15 protein-coding genes are annotated in these 13,055 nt (G+C 45.7%); 7 read left to right on the plus strand and 8 right to left on the minus strand.

Annotated features, from left to right (window positions below):
* Nucleotides 1-3 precede the first annotated feature (3 nt).
* The 6 genes from QEP07_RS10870 to QEP07_RS10895 form a co-directional block, all read right to left on the minus strand.
* Nucleotides 4-453 (minus strand): Imm44 family immunity protein, encoded by a 450-nt coding sequence (locus QEP07_RS10870; RefSeq protein ID WP_285010117.1) that lies wholly within the window; start codon nt 451-453, stop codon nt 4-6.
* Between the two features lie 111 nt (nt 454-564).
* Nucleotides 565-1,245, minus strand: coding sequence for an Imm52 family immunity protein (locus QEP07_RS10875; protein ID WP_285010118.1), 681 nt, complete (start codon nt 1,243-1,245; stop codon nt 565-567).
* Between the two features lie 53 nt (nt 1,246-1,298).
* The gene (locus QEP07_RS10880) at nt 1,299-1,736 is read right to left on the minus strand and encodes a hypothetical protein (RefSeq protein WP_285010119.1); all 438 of its coding nucleotides are present in this window, start codon (nt 1,734-1,736) and stop codon (nt 1,299-1,301) included.
* Nucleotides 1,737-1,785: 49 nt separating this feature from the next.
* Complete coding sequence (locus QEP07_RS10885) at nt 1,786-2,142, minus strand: hypothetical protein (protein WP_285010120.1); 357 nt, start codon at nt 2,140-2,142, stop codon at nt 1,786-1,788.
* A 136-nt stretch (nt 2,143-2,278) separates the two neighbouring features.
* Nucleotides 2,279-2,827, minus strand: coding sequence for an ORF6N domain-containing protein (locus tag QEP07_RS10890; RefSeq protein WP_285010121.1), 549 nt, complete (start codon nt 2,825-2,827; stop codon nt 2,279-2,281).
* A gap of 996 nt (nt 2,828-3,823) precedes the next feature.
* A complete protein-coding gene (locus tag QEP07_RS10895; RefSeq protein ID WP_285010122.1) occupies nt 3,824-4,627 on the minus strand; it encodes a hypothetical protein in 804 nt (267 codons plus the stop codon).
* 112 nt (nt 4,628-4,739) lie between these two features.
* On the opposite strand from QEP07_RS10895, the gene QEP07_RS10900 reads away from it, so the two are divergent.
* From QEP07_RS10900 to QEP07_RS10915, 4 genes are all read left to right on the plus strand, one after another.
* Entirely contained in the window at nt 4,740-5,681 is a 942-nt protein-coding gene (locus QEP07_RS10900) for an NADP-dependent oxidoreductase (protein WP_285010124.1), read from the plus strand.
* Nucleotides 5,682-5,891: 210 nt separating this feature from the next.
* The gene (locus QEP07_RS10905; protein ID WP_285010126.1) at nt 5,892-6,524 is read left to right on the plus strand and encodes a DUF6266 family protein; all 633 of its coding nucleotides are present in this window, start codon (nt 5,892-5,894) and stop codon (nt 6,522-6,524) included.
* 30 nt (nt 6,525-6,554) lie between these two features.
* Nucleotides 6,555-6,980: a tRNA (adenosine(37)-N6)-threonylcarbamoyltransferase complex ATPase subunit type 1 TsaE gene (tsaE, locus tag QEP07_RS10910; protein ID WP_285010128.1), complete on the plus strand. Its 426-nt coding sequence runs from the start codon at nt 6,555-6,557 to the stop codon at nt 6,978-6,980.
* 58 nt (nt 6,981-7,038) lie between these two features.
* Entirely contained in the window at nt 7,039-8,265 is a 1,227-nt protein-coding gene (locus QEP07_RS10915) for an alanine dehydrogenase (protein ID WP_256002749.1), read from the plus strand.
* Here the strand turns inward: QEP07_RS10915 and QEP07_RS10920 are convergent, their stop codons facing one another.
* A complete protein-coding gene (locus tag QEP07_RS10920; protein WP_285010129.1) occupies nt 8,266-9,594 on the minus strand; it encodes a D-alanyl-D-alanine carboxypeptidase in 1,329 nt (442 codons plus the stop codon).
* A gap of 31 nt (nt 9,595-9,625) precedes the next feature.
* On the opposite strand from QEP07_RS10920, the gene QEP07_RS10925 reads away from it, so the two are divergent.
* From QEP07_RS10925 to QEP07_RS10935, 3 genes are all read left to right on the plus strand, one after another.
* Nucleotides 9,626-10,852: an aspartyl protease family protein gene (locus QEP07_RS10925; RefSeq protein ID WP_285010130.1), complete on the plus strand. Its 1,227-nt coding sequence runs from the start codon at nt 9,626-9,628 to the stop codon at nt 10,850-10,852.
* Nucleotides 10,853-10,903: 51 nt separating this feature from the next.
* A complete protein-coding gene (locus tag QEP07_RS10930) occupies nt 10,904-11,854 on the plus strand; it encodes a hypothetical protein (protein ID WP_285010131.1) in 951 nt (316 codons plus the stop codon).
* A 61-nt stretch (nt 11,855-11,915) separates the two neighbouring features.
* Nucleotides 11,916-12,107 carry a cold-shock protein gene (locus QEP07_RS10935; RefSeq protein ID WP_256002741.1) on the plus strand — a complete coding sequence of 64 codons (192 nt, stop codon included), beginning with the start codon at nt 11,916-11,918 and terminating at the stop codon, nt 12,105-12,107.
* A gap of 68 nt (nt 12,108-12,175) precedes the next feature.
* On the opposite strand, the gene QEP07_RS10940 is transcribed toward QEP07_RS10935, so the two are convergent.
* Nucleotides 12,176-12,985 carry a glycerophosphodiester phosphodiesterase gene (locus QEP07_RS10940; RefSeq protein ID WP_285010132.1) on the minus strand — a complete coding sequence of 270 codons (810 nt, stop codon included), beginning with the start codon at nt 12,983-12,985 and terminating at the stop codon, nt 12,176-12,178.
* Between the last annotated feature and the right edge of the window lie 70 nt (nt 12,986-13,055).

A 13,055-nucleotide genomic window follows, 5' to 3' on the forward strand; every position in this document is an offset into this window, starting at 1 on the left:
ATTCTAATCCAGGATGCTTTGTAAATCCAACTTGAGCTGGTCCATGTTTGTATCAAGCTTCTTCTGCTTCACCACTTCAGCCAGTAAATCTAATTTCTGTAAAATGGATTGCTTTAGAAATCGGTATCTATCTTTCTCGGACTTGCTGAAAAAATTTTCAGCATTTATGATTATCGGAATGCCGATTGATTTCTCTCGCTTTCGGTAATTTTCGATCGGCTTTAGAAGTTGCATCTCTATCGGGAGCGGGTTCACATAGAATTGGAATAAAGCCAGTTTTAAGTCTTTGCCATAATCTTCATGATTTAATCTATTCAGTACGTCACATATACCTCTATCTCCCCAGATATAAGCTCTAAACGTATTCGCTAAGTTGCTAAAGTCCTGCTCGTTTAAATCCAAGTCAAAGCCTATCCTAAAAAAGCAACCAAAAATACTATTTTTCACATCCATTTTTGAGATTGTCTTAGGGTTTGCGATAGCATAAAATAAATATATCCATTTTATCTGACTTCAATCTATGCAAGACCATGGCTGTGTGCTCATAGACTATAATCGCCTTCACTAAATACCTTTTAATGATTCCAAGTCACCTATCATATCATAATTATAGACCAGCCCAGTATCGGTGTTTAAATAGAAAAGATGTCCATTCTTATAATTAGGTTCGTGAATTATGTTTGTACTCATTATTTTTTTTGAAATTATTTGCTTCTTGTACGTCACCCAGCCTATTTCATTTATCACATCTAAGTCTGTTTGCAATTTTCTTGAAGTCAGCACTAAAATTTCCGGTTCAAAATTTTCAATGATTAAATCAATTACCTGACGCGATTTAGAAAAGCCCAATAATCGCTCCTTCGCTGCTCCTTCGGCCGGAATTTTTACTAAACAATTGTTACTAATCCTTGGCGAATTGCTGCCCAGATTAAATGATACAGAACTCGACTCACGATCGCTTTGCCCGTTCCAAAATCTCAAACTATATCCAATTTTTCTGTGGCCCTCAAAATCTAAGTCGTTTTTCTTGACGCCAACTAAAAAAAGGCGACGCAACTCACCTTGAGTTAACGTTACTTTCTTAGCTAATGCTTCTTCTCTACTCATGCCAGCTTCATAATAATATTGAAATTGGGAATCTAAAGCGGCGAAGCCCTCCAAGACATTTAGCGAAGGCCTTAATATTTCGTCAATACTTTGTTTCCGATTTGACCAATATGCCCCAACATAAAACACGTCATTCATAAAAATCCTAATTATGCGTCACCAAAAGCTCAAACACAATCTTCAACAACGTTTTAAAGTAGGCCTGGGTTCCTTTTGATAAATTCTTCTTTCAAAAGATCGTTAATTTTTTCATCAGTGATCAGGTAATTTGATTTTGAATACAATCGTACGATCATTGACAGGTTCGTCTCCAGAAACGAATTGAGCTTGTTAACCCGTTCGGCATTTGTATCTGTATCATGAACCTGACATTCAATTGGTACTTTAAGAAGTCGCATTAAAGCCGCTAAAGGCGTAGTTTTATCCGGATGATTGTTGTTTGAAAGTTCCACCGTAATATAAGATCTATCGTTTATATAAGTTACCAGTAAATCATTCAGTTGCAGCGTTATATAAAAATTACCAAAGGAAAGCGGGGCGTAATGGTCTTCTATCTTTTTAAAACCATATCGTTCAATTAAAAACTTATATAGCACTTGGCTATTTTCATACGTAAGTACATCTTCCATACTTAAGGTTCTAGACATCCGGTCTTATGCAGGTTCGCATTCATTTTCTTCAGGCCTTATTATTATAAAGTTCCAAATATTTATCGAAAATAACCCCGGCTTTTTCTGAAAGAAGCATTCGAAAATTCGTAAAGTCTGTTCGCTCGTACATTTTTTGATAAACTTGAACAACGATTGTATCTTCAGTATCACCCTTACCGTCTCGGAACGCTTCATTGATAAAATTAGCAGAGTGACTTATAATCACTTCATTATGGAAATTATCGAGTATAAAGCTTCCTAATTCCCCAAGAACTGGATATACCCCATCTTCTGGGCTGAATAACGAATGAAACTCGGGAATATGCTTCTGAATTCTCGATAGTATTCTATTATAATAATCGTCGCTAATTACCTGAAAGTGCATTTTGAATATCGTTTAACAATATGATGCTATTTTGCTATCGGGCCGTCAAAGCATACTCGTTTTTAAGATCTCCGGTTCGGCTGTTCTAACTTGCCTAACTTCCGTTTGCCCCGTTTATTCCAATGGACGGCACCCATTATTTAATTTTACCGGAACTGATTTTATAGCCGATGCTTTTACGTTCCGGTTTAGGCTGGTCTTTTTTGTCTAGCAGTTCATCTAAATATTGGAATACCAATTCCATATTCTTGTCCTGATTATCCAGTTTCCTCTTGATTTTCTCTACTTCGAGACGAAGTTCAGTGTGTTCGCTCAGCATCCGCCTGATGCGAGTAAAGGTTCTGATAATCTGTATATTTACCTCGATGGCTGTTTCGCTGTTAAGCACGCTTGACAGCATAGCGACACCCTGTTCAGTAAAAACATTTGGTGGCTTCCTTAAGCCCATTTTCTCTCTATTGGATATCACATTCTGTGATTTCCAATCCGACAATTCCTCACTGGTCATCCGGAACATAAAGTCGGCAGGAAACCGCTTTTCATTCCGTTTTATAGCCTGATTCAACATACGAGTTTCCACACCATACATTTCTGCAAGGTCTCTGTCCAACATCACTTTATGACCCCGAACCAGGTATATTTTATTAATAATGATGTCTTCGGATACAATAATCGTAGTGCTCATGCATGAAGATGTTTAATAAAGCAAGGAATATTCTCGAGATTAATTGCGCGCTTTTTCATATACATTAATTTAGATGCCCCTAATGTAAATAGAAAAACGAAAACAATAAAATCTACCAGCGAGATCGAAATTCTGCATTAACGCAACCTTCTCTACTTCTTCAGAACTTCCATTAACAATTAGGCGCTATCACAATGCTGATATCGGGGCTAAATACTTCAAGTTTTCAGAACTCCCTATTATACAATATAATTTTCGATCTAAGTTAGACACTTCAATTTCAGATATACCAAAGGTGGTTCTTAATTCGCGTATCTCCGATTGTTCAAATTCAATTTTGATTTGCCCATCCATGTAAACAATCTTATTCTCTTTTGTTAGATAAACATCTTTTAATAAAAAAAGACGCCAAGCTCTTGCGATAAAAAACTGCCCGGACACAATCACAACGTATACTATGTACAGAGGAAGAAGATTAGCATGTATTAACATAAGAAGTATAAGAGAATCAATCAAGATAAGCCCGAAAGGTAACGCTCTGCTTAATAGATATAGATTATCTCTAGAAATTTTTATCATCTTAAAATATTAGATATGATTCCAATTAAATGTTAAAGATAAAGAAATACTATTTTTATTGCTGTTTCTTGAAGCTACCAACAGCAACCTACCTGCCTTGAGAATTTGACCCCTCCGATATCTGCCAGTACCCTATGAATGGCTTCTGAGAGATCAGTTAAATCTGAGCTGGCAAAGATTTCAAAATAAACACTATACCAACCATAGTACACAGAATTACGCTTCCCCATAAGCCAACGTAGTTAGAAAGTGTTGGGCCTTCCCAATTTGTTTTTTCCGACGAAGGCTTATCATTTTTAACACTCCGATATATTAAATAGGCAGCCAATAAAAACCCGATACCAGTGAAAAATAGTTTAAAATCCATTTGCTTCTTCTACTTTACTTTTATCACGCACCCGATCTCTTTTAGATGGCTCACTCCCCATAATCAAACATCACCTCGAATCCTGACCCTGTTGCCGCATTGCCAGTCGTCACACGCTTAACCGGCAATCCGACCGCATTGTAACTGTACTGACTTGTTCTTAATTCACCCCACTCCATTTTTTGGCTGGTCAAATTATTCGGAAGGAAGAAGGCTCTGACATCAAAATTAAAGGAAGTCTTCAAAACACCCGTCCCAATGGTAACGGACAGGAATGGAATTCCGCGGAGCGGGTTCTGTTTGTCATCGAATGTACAGTCCTGCTTCATGTCAGTAACCTGATGAGGCTGGGCTATCCATTCACTTATATTGTCCCCTTCGCTTCCTGGTGCTCTCCAGTAGTCCGGCAAACTACTATTGGGAATCATCCGTGTCACCCTCGGGATATCCCTTACACTGTAATCAAACACGTAAGCAACCCTTTTTAGATTCGTGGGAAGATCTGCAATCTCCACACGGGAGAGCCTGCCGTCCTCGTGGCTGAAGTTCGCCTGGGTACATAACCTTACGGCGCCGTCTGTCGATTGCTCATAAGTCTTGGCGGCGGTTATCTTGCCGGCCGAATACTCGTAATCTGTGTAGACTTCAATACTACCATTCTTATACTGCCGGGTTTGTTTAAGCAGCCCTTTGTCATCAAAATAAAACTCCGTTTTCCGGGATATCTCAGCCTCAACAGTCGTAATCGATTTAATCCTTTGCTGGGATTTTTGCGGATTATCTTTCTTGCATGAGGAAACGCTGGTGCCAATCAGCACTGTCAGAACCAGCGTTAATACTTGTAATGTTCTCATTAGAGCCTGAGCGTCTGTTTTTCGTCCCACTAATGTAATTAGAAAATTTTGACAAAAACAACGCTTTGAAACACTGAAATTAACGCCACTTTTGTACAAATCAACTCCGCAAATGATGAAAGCCATTATATTTAAAGAACCTGGCGAGGCCGGGCAACTGGAATATACCGACCTGCCTGTACCCACAATTGTGCAGGGCGAGGTCCTGATCAGGGTAAAATCGATCAGCATTAACCCTGTCGACGTGAAAACGCGTGCTGGCAAAGGTGTTTATGGGCGCATCAAAGCTGAACAGCCCCTGGTTATAGGCTGGGACGTTTCGGGCGTGGTGGAAGAAAGTCTGAGCGACTTGTTTAAGGCTGGCGATGAGGTGTTCGGGATGGTCAACTTCCCCGGCCACGGCAAGGTTTATGCTGAGTATGTGGCTGCTCCTGCTGCTCAACTGGCGCTGAAGCCGGCAAATGTTTCGCACGGGGAGGCCGCAGCTGCTACGCTGGTGGCGCTTACAGCATGGCAGGCGCTGGTTACGAATGCCCAGGTTCAGCAAGGGCAAAAAGTGCTGATTCATGCGGCGGCGGGTGGCGTCGGACATATCGCCGTGCAGATTGCCAAACATCTGGGCGCGGTAGTCACTGGAACTTCCTCCGCAAAAAACAAAGACTTTGTGTTGTCGCTTGGGGCCAACGAGCATATTGATTATACCAATTACGACTGGAGTGCACATCCGCGTGAGTACGATTTTGTACTGGATACCATTGGCGGCGCAAACATCGATCACTCGCTCGAAGTAACCAAAGAAGGTGGCACCCTGATCAGCATTCCATCCGGACTTAATGAGCAGGTGACGGACAAGGCAAAGTCGAAAGGTGTGAACGGCTACTTCTTCCTCGTGCAATCGAACGGGGAAGACATGAAGCACATTGCTGATCTTCTTGAAACGGGTGTGATTAAGGCACACGTCTCTCAAACTTTCTCATTCGGCCAAATGGCCGAGGCTCACCGGCAGGTGGAAAGCGGAAGAACGGTCGGAAAAGCAATCGTAGCCCTTCCCTAATTTAGCCTGTTAGTTAATCGGCAAGATGCCACTTCGTCTGTGCATGAATGCCAGATAACAGGGGGATAACAGGGGCTTAACAGGGGCATAACCCGGATCAAACACAGCCAAATTCGGGTAAGATCCGGGTTAATCCTCTATAAACTATTTATTAAAATTTTGTTTTCATGCCACTATTCCTTAACTTAGTATAAACCAAGTATCAACGATATGGCGAGAATAAAAAAAGGTATTTTAGGTCCGTTCAGTGGCACAATTGGCACTGCGGTGGGGTATGAATTGAAGGGACAAGGCGTTATGCGCTCCCGACCAAGGGTGAACAAAAAAAGGAAGGTGTCAGATCCCGAGCAATCCAACAGGGATTGGTTTAAGGTGCTCCAGCATTGGCTGCAGCCGATCACGCCATTTCTCAGGATCGGCTTTAAAAACTATGCCGAGACATTCGAGGGTTTTTTAGGCGCCAAATCGTACAACAGTAAGGTCGCCAGAGGCGGTGAATACCCTGAGATATGGGTTGATCCGGCCAAGGCGTTGGTGAGCTACGGACATTTGAGCCAGGCCGATCAGGCCGGGGCAGACTGTGTGAAACCTAATACGATTACGGTAAACTGGAGCGGAGGCGAACAGGTAGCCATGGAGAAAGCCATGATTTTGTTGTACAATATCGAGAACAGGCATGCTTACATAGACACAGCCGCAGCATGGAGAGCCAAAGGCACATTTGATTTTGAGTTGAGTCCAACCGATGTGGGCAGGGTGTTTCACGTTTATCTTGCTTTCGTTACGATCGATCAAACGCACCAAAGCAATAGTCAGTACCTTGGCGCGGTAACCCTGCAATAGATAGCGCGTTATTTGCTAGATTTGCAGGCTATGAACAAGGTTGACATTGAGGTCAGGGGATTGGATGAATTATCCTCCGCTGCAGCGCAGATCCTGGACTTTGCCGCCGGCGAACGCATATTTATCCTGCGGGCAGAGATGGGTGGCGGAAAAACCACGCTGATCAAGGAACTGGCACGGGAGCTGGGGGTGACCGAGGTCGTTTCGAGCCCTACTTTTTCTATTGTAAACGAATACGATGCGCAGGGCGAGCCGGTCTACCATTTTGATTTTTACCGGATCAAGGACATCCGGGAGGCGTACGACATCGGCTATGAGGAGTATTTTTACTCGGGACATGTATGTTTTGTGGAGTGGCCGGAGAAAATTGAGTCGCTTTTGCCTGAACATTATGTGGAAATCAGCATTATTGTCCTTAGCGATACGGAACGTAGGCTTAGCTTAGCAAAAATTTAACAGTATAAGTACCTTTTTTTCAGCTATTATGCTTAATTTCAGCAACTAAAATAGTAAGATGGCAACAGGATTACGCGAAGGAATGGCCGCTATTGCACAAAAAGGTTTGTTGCAGCCTAAAGAGGCAATGTCAGAAATAGCTCCGAAAAGTAACAGTCTTTTTATCGGTATCCCTAAGGAGATCTCTTTTCAGGAGAACAGGGTTCCGCTCACGCCTTTGTCGGTAGCCCTGCTGGTCAACAACGGGCATAAGGTGCTCATTGAGTCGGGTGCGGGACAGGGCGCTAACTTTTCCGACAAGGATTACAGCGAGCAGGGCGCGCAGATTTCCTTCGATAAGAAGGATGTTTTTGCTGCCGATGTGCTGGTTAAGATCGCTCCGCCGACACTGGAGGAGATTGAACTGATGCACAAGGGGCAAACGCTGATCTCTGCCATGCAGATGGGCGGCATCAATGAAAGTTACCTGAAGGCCATGCTGGCTAAGAAGATCAATGCTTTATGCTTTGAGCATCTGCGCGATGAAGGTAATGTGTTGAGCGTAGTGAGGGCCATGAGCGAAATTGTCGGGGCCACCTCTATCCTGATCGCAGCCGAATACCTGAGTAGCGTAACCGGCGGCAAGGGTTTGATGCTGGGTGGTTTTACCGGCGTTCCGCCTACGGAAATCGTGATCCTGGGTGCAGGCACGGTAGGCGAATATGCCGCACGTACGGCGCTTTCGCTGGGTGCGGAGGTTAAGGTGTTCGACAGCTCCATATACCGGCTCAGAAGGTTGCAGAATAACCTGGGAAGCCGGGTGTTTACTTCCGTGATGCAGCCGATCGTGCTTGAAAAGGCGATTACGACTTGCGATGTGGTCATCGGCGCGATACGGGCTACCAATGGCCGCAGTCCTTGTATTGTAACGGAAGAAACCGTGAGCCGCATGAAGCCTAATTCGGTGGTGATCGACGTGAGTATAGACCAGGGCGGTTGTTTCGAGACCTCGGAGGTAACCAACCACAAAGATCCGGTGTTCCGGAAATATGATGTGATCCATTACTGCGTGCCGAACATTGCTTCGAGGGTGCCCAGAACTGCTTCTTATGCCTTAACAAACATCTTTAGCCCTATTTTGGTGGATATTGGTGATATGGGCGGCTTGATGAACGTGGTATGGACCAAGCCGGGCATCAGGGAGGCGCTGTATATTTATCAGGGGCATCTGACCAATAAGGATCTGGCAGGCATGTTCAATATTCCGTATAAGGACATTGAACTGCTCGTGGTATCCAATCAATAGTTACATCTTTTCGTATACGTAGGTCACGACATCGGCTATAGCGGCCCTGATCTGGGCGGTGGGCTTCACGAAATTGTTGTTCATAAAGGCAAACAGATAGGTGTTGCCTTTTTTTGTGACGATATAGCCCGCCTGGTTATAGTTGTTGGAGAAGCTTCCTGTTTTGCCAAATACAAAGGGCTTATCGGTAGCCGGATAGGCCGCTTTCAATGTACCGCGGTTGCCCCCGGCGGGAAGCAGGTCGTAAAGGGCCTTATCTTCTTTAAATTCCGAACGTATGCGTTTGAGTACCTCGATAAGGGAGCGCGGTGTGATGAGGTTGTACCGCGTTAGTCCCGATCCGTCTACCCACACCGGCTTGTCGGGCAAGTCCGACAAATACCTTGAAAGCACGGTTTTGATGGTTTTTTCGCCGGATAAAGTATCACCCAATCGATCCGCACACACCAGCAGCAACTGCTCGGCAATGAAGTTGTCGGACGGCAGCATCATTTCCTTAATGGCCAGTTTGGTGGGTGTACTGTAAAGGGTTTTGGCATCTGCCGGAAGTGTACGGTTCAGGGTCGTTACCCGCTTTTTCAGTGTATCGCTGAGGAGGGCAAGTGTAAGCGTATGACTAAGCTTATACGGCAGTTGCTGTGTATAGTTCGGCGGAATGCTGAGGGGCGGGTAAGTAAAGCTGTTCTGTGTAAACGCCCTGGTGATATGGAAGGATGTATCGCGGTCGGAAGAATCGGCGGCAAGATAGGCCTGGAACAGTCGCGGCAAAGTTTGGAGCTTTCCCTTATGTGCGCTTATGCTCAGCACATTGCCCATCACCGGAAATTCATTGATCTCTGCCTGGTAATCGTCATTATAATCGTCCCATTGCCAGCCGCGGCCATAAAAAGCGCCGGTATGCCGGCCTGGGGCAAAGAATAGTTGCCGGCCACTGTTTACCAGGAAACTGGCAGCCTTAGTGCCCTCCAGCCTGGCATGCAAAAAAGAAGGGTCGCCCGTGCCCCAGAAAACCAGGGAATCGCCGCGTTCCTGATAGCGGAGTGCCGGCAGGGAATCGGGCAGCAGCTTGAGTGCGGCATACATGGTCAGAAGTTTCATGTTAGAGGCCGGCGTAAAGTATTTATCAGCCTGATGTGCCGCAACCATCTTCTGCTTACCGCTGTCGTACAGGGCGAAGCCGGCGTGGTGACCGGTAAGTTGTTCAAAGCGCTCGAGTCTGCCGCTTATCTCCTTTTGTCCGCGGTACTGCACAGAACAGCCGGGCATCGCCAGTAAGGCGAAGGCTGCTGCGGAAATGCGGTACCGGTACTTTAGCTTAATTTTAAACATGCTGTACAGGCTAATTTATTAAATTAGTTTGATGAAACGCTGGTTGACCCCCAAATTGCTGTTGCTGGCCATACTGCTGCTGCAGGCATGGCCTGTCATATCGCAGACCTTCCGGCTGGAGGGCAAGCGCAAGCAGCAGCGTGTGGCGTTCGACCATGTGCGCAACCTGGTGATCGTGAAGATGTATGTGAACGACAAAGGCCCGTATAATTTCATCCTGGACACCGGCGTGGGTCCCATGATCGTTACCGATTCGGCTATAGCGAGTATGGTCGACCAGCATAAACTGCGCCCCATTACCATTGCGGGTATGGGCGGAGATGTTGTGCTCAACGCACTGGCCTGCGACCACATGAAGGTCCGGCTAGGCAGGGCTGTGGCCTCCAGCATCCCTGCAGCAATACTGGAAGATGATGCTTTCGGGCTATCGGCCTACGTAGGCATGAAGATTTCCGGGCTCATGGGGTACGACTTCTTCAGCAGCTTTGTGGTTGATGTGAATTATTCTGCGCGTAAACTGCGCTTCGGCTCTGGCAAGGATTCCCCGCAGCGCAGGGGCGAAAAGATTGACATTGAACTGATTGGCAATAAACCGCATACTGTGGTTGAACTGATGGTGCCAGGCCGGGGCAAGATCGCCGCCAGGGTTGTGCTCGACAATGGGGCCAGTCACGCGCTATCGCTGGAAAGTCTGGACAGCCTGCCCTTCCCTGTACCGGGGCAGTCGATCGCCGCCAATTTGGGTGTGGGTTTGGGCGGACCAATAAGCGGGCGTATCGCGCGGATGCCAGAGATGAGGATGGGTGGATTTGTGTTTACCGGGGTGCTGACTTCCTTTCCTGAATATGACCGCGGGGCGGGACTTCGCTTCCTGGAAACGCGTCACGGCAACCTGGGAGCTGATATCCTGAGCAGGTTTAACATGGTGATAGACTATGCCGGCAATGCCATGTATTTACGGCCCAATAGTACCTACCGCAAGGCCTTTGAGCACGATATGTCGGGCATGGAACTGTTTGCCGACGCTTCAGGCTCCCGCTTCTTTATCGGCCGCATAGAACCCGGATCGCCTGCAGAGGAGGCAGAACTAAAGCCCGGCGATGAACTGATTACGGTAAACTTTAACCGCTCAAAAGCCCTGAGCCTGAGTGCGCTCAACATGCTGCTGCGGTCGGGCGACGGTACCATACTCTATTTTTCTGTAAACCGTGGCGGTGAACTGCTGGTGAAGCGGATAAAGTTGAAGAAAAGAATATAAATCTCTAATTTTAGCGTTTTATGTGTACTTACATATTCTGCGCGACTTAAGATGATTAACAGACTTTTCCTTGCCCTGCTTTCGGGGTCCTTCCTGGTGTTATCAGGATGCGGCAACCGGGAGGGCGATAAAAATGATCCCGATACCAAAATGCCCGACGGGCGATACGATTTCAATACGATTAAGGACATTACTTTCTACGAGGCTAAGCGTAAGTTTGCTTCGGGTTTGATATTCAACGAGTCAGGCTTTCAGCAGGAACCGTCCTGGGAGATCCGCTTCCGATCCAATGATACCGTGGAAGTGTACAGTCCGGATGAAGACAAGATGTTCCCCTTTTACATCACCTACGATCACGGACAGGTCTATAATTTTGCGAAAAACTATTTCAGGATCATGCATGTGTCTAAAGACAGCCTGGTGTTTCAGCGCCTTCACCTGAAGCGTAAGGAGATCTCCAAGGGCATTGAGTCGGACGTGCACATGACTTTCTATACGGATGCATATATCACCAAGAAGCTGAAGACAACGCTGGAAGAGCTAAGAAAGCCTCTTCCGAAAGACTCGGCTTATATTCGTGAGCTTACAGCCAAAGCGCAGAGAAATCCAGGCAATGCCGACAGTGCCTTTGCGGCAAGGAGTCCGGTAGCTTTTACGCCTGTAAGCGATATGATCAAGGTAGAAAAGAAAGACAATACCGATCCGGTGATGGGTTTAACGGCCTACGATTATATGTTTCCGAGGTACCGGATCGAGATCTCCAAAGCGTACAAAGACTTCGGTTATGAGTTTTCCGTAGTGGTGGATGAGAACGGAAAAATCCACCTCGGGAAAATTGACAATGTGATCCCGGAACAGATGGCCAGCAGGCGAAAAACCATACAGGCAATCATCGATGTGTACTTTTATAACCTGCTGAAAATAAGCCCGGGAACTTCGCTGGGCATCCCTCACCCGAGCGAGGTGAAGATTGTGGCCGTGGGCAAAACCACCAAAAAATGAGGGGCTTGCATTTTTAAAAAAATATTATGTACATTGCAGACTTAATTATAAAAACAATACAATGCAAGAAGGAACAGTAAAATTTTTTAATGTAACTAAAGGTTTCGGTTTTATTATCCCATCAAATGGCGATAGCGATATCTTTGTACATTCAACAGGCCTTATCGACGAAATTCGTGAAAACGACAAAGTTGAATACGAAGTAGAGAGCGGTAAAAAAGGCTTGAACGCGGTTAATGTTAAAGTAATCTAGATTATTCAAGACATAAATTGTACAGCATCGCAGTGTTACTGCGATGCTTTTTTGTTTTAGGGGGCGGATTATTTCCTATCTCTTGACGCAAGAATATTGAGCAAGCGCTCCGGCTGATCGGTAGTGATGAACTCAACCTTATTATCGAGCAGCCAGTTCATGTCGGCCTCTTCGTTAACGGTCCATGAATTGATGGTTAGCCCCAGTTCTTTGGCTTTGGCAAACCACTCCCCTTTCCTGTACACATTCATGTGGTAATCGGCACCGTAAAAACCATCGGCCTTGAGCTGCTCCAGGGAAACATCACCTTTCAGGTAAGCTACATTGGCCTTTGGCTGTATCTGGCGAATGTGCTTAAGGATGTCATAACTGAAACTGATATAGTCGACCCAGGCCGCGGCTTTTAATTTGCCTACCATGGCCACAGCTTTATCCGTCATGCGCAGATCGCGCTCTGTGCTGATATTGGATGGTTTAAGCTCCAGGATAAGCTTGGTTTTCTTCTGTTTTTTCCCTGCTTTAAGGTACTCTTCCAGCGTGGGGATGTTCTCGCCATTCGGATGCTTTTTGGTAAGCAGGTCTTTATACGTGGAACGAGGGATGGACAGTCCGTAAAAAACATCATCATGGTTTACCACCAGTACGCTGTCGGACGTCATATGCACATCGAATTCGGCCCCGTGGCAACCGAGCCTGACGGCTTCCTGCAGGGAGGCGATGGAATTTTGAGGGAGGTTTTTCTGTTTCCAGGCACCGCGATGGGCGATGACGGGGTTCTTATTCCAGGATCCCTTGCCGGATGACCGGCCTGCTGGCGTACCTGGATTGATCTGCATGCTGAGCGCTGCCAGGGTAACGGCTATAATGGTTGCTTTCATATGTGATAATTTAATCAAAATTATCCGTTTATTATTAAGCGAATGTTTTGATCTGTTTATTTTTATCTTT

The sequence above is a fragment of the Pedobacter faecalis genome, assembly GCF_030182585.1.
Classification (GTDB): domain Bacteria; phylum Bacteroidota; class Bacteroidia; order Sphingobacteriales; family Sphingobacteriaceae; genus Pedobacter; species Pedobacter faecalis.

Bases quoted from the DNA above. Each gene is read 5' to 3' on its own strand.
- QEP07_RS10890 (WP_285010121.1), bottom strand. From the start codon at position 2,827: ATGAGCACTACGATTATTGTATCCGAAGACATCATTATTAATAAAATA.
- QEP07_RS10940 (WP_285010132.1), bottom strand. From the start codon at position 12,985: ATGAAAGCAACCATTATAGCCGTTACCCTGGCAGCGCTCAGCATGCAG.
- QEP07_RS10935 (WP_256002741.1), top strand. From the start codon at position 11,916: ATGCAAGAAGGAACAGTAAAATTTTTTAATGTAACTAAAGGTTTCGGT.
- QEP07_RS10870 (WP_285010117.1), bottom strand. From the start codon at position 453: ATGGATGTGAAAAATAGTATTTTTGGTTGCTTTTTTAGGATAGGCTTT.
- QEP07_RS10885 (WP_285010120.1), bottom strand. From the start codon at position 2,142: ATGCACTTTCAGGTAATTAGCGACGATTATTATAATAGAATACTATCG.
- QEP07_RS10895 (WP_285010122.1), bottom strand. From the start codon at position 4,627: ATGAGAACATTACAAGTATTAACGCTGGTTCTGACAGTGCTGATTGGC.
- QEP07_RS10875 (WP_285010118.1), bottom strand. From the start codon at position 1,245: ATGAATGACGTGTTTTATGTTGGGGCATATTGGTCAAATCGGAAACAA.
- QEP07_RS10905 (WP_285010126.1), top strand. From the start codon at position 5,892: ATGGCGAGAATAAAAAAAGGTATTTTAGGTCCGTTCAGTGGCACAATT.
- QEP07_RS10880 (WP_285010119.1), bottom strand. From the start codon at position 1,736: ATGGAAGATGTACTTACGTATGAAAATAGCCAAGTGCTATATAAGTTT.
- QEP07_RS10920 (WP_285010129.1), bottom strand. From the start codon at position 9,594: ATGTTTAAAATTAAGCTAAAGTACCGGTACCGCATTTCCGCAGCAGCC.
- QEP07_RS10900 (WP_285010124.1), top strand. From the start codon at position 4,740: ATGATGAAAGCCATTATATTTAAAGAACCTGGCGAGGCCGGGCAACTG.
- QEP07_RS10915 (WP_256002749.1), top strand. From the start codon at position 7,039: ATGGCAACAGGATTACGCGAAGGAATGGCCGCTATTGCACAAAAAGGT.
- QEP07_RS10925 (WP_285010130.1), top strand. From the start codon at position 9,626: ATGAAACGCTGGTTGACCCCCAAATTGCTGTTGCTGGCCATACTGCTG.
- tsaE (WP_285010128.1), top strand. From the start codon at position 6,555: ATGAACAAGGTTGACATTGAGGTCAGGGGATTGGATGAATTATCCTCC.
- QEP07_RS10930 (WP_285010131.1), top strand. From the start codon at position 10,904: ATGATTAACAGACTTTTCCTTGCCCTGCTTTCGGGGTCCTTCCTGGTG.